Origin of the sequence: Corallococcus sp. AB049A (assembly GCF_003668885.1) — a bacterium.
Lineage (GTDB): Bacteria > Myxococcota > Myxococcia > Myxococcales > Myxococcaceae > Corallococcus > Corallococcus interemptor.
On record NZ_RAWL01000975.1, the window covers coordinates 1 to 482 of the forward strand.

Consider the following 482-nt stretch of genomic DNA (forward strand, 5'->3'; position numbering starts at 1 on the left):
GCCACGGATCACGAAGGCCCAGCCCGGCCCCCAGCACCAGCAGGGCCATCACCACGAACAACCACGTCTCGCGCGACGCGCGGGATTTCAGCATGGGACTCGCAACGTCAGCGGGGGGTCAGGCCGTTTTTAGCAGACGCGCGTAAAAGAAACCGTCAGCATCGCTGTCACCCGGCAGTCGCTGGCGCGCGATCCCCTCGCAGTCCAGGCCGAATCTGTCATCCAGCGGCTGTGCCACCGAGTCCGGATGCCACTTCAGGAAGGCCCGCACCTGATCGATGTTCTCGGCGCGCAGGATCGAACAGGTGGCGTACAGCAGCACGCCGCCCGGGCGCAGCATCGACCAGCAGGCCTCCAGCAGGCGGGCCTGCACGCCGACCAGCGCATCGATATCCTCGGCGCGGCGGTGGAACATCACGTCCGGCTGGCGGCGGATCACGCCGGTGGCCGAACACGGCGCATCCAGCAGGATGGCGTCGAAC

The 482-nt window shown here is 67.6% G+C and carries 1 pseudogene; it reads right to left on the reverse strand.

Annotated features, from left to right (window positions below):
* Nucleotides 1-118: 118 nt before the first annotated feature.
* Nucleotides 119-482: pseudogene (locus tag D7X55_RS46070) on the reverse strand (16S rRNA (cytosine(967)-C(5))-methyltransferase RsmB); the annotation flags it as partial.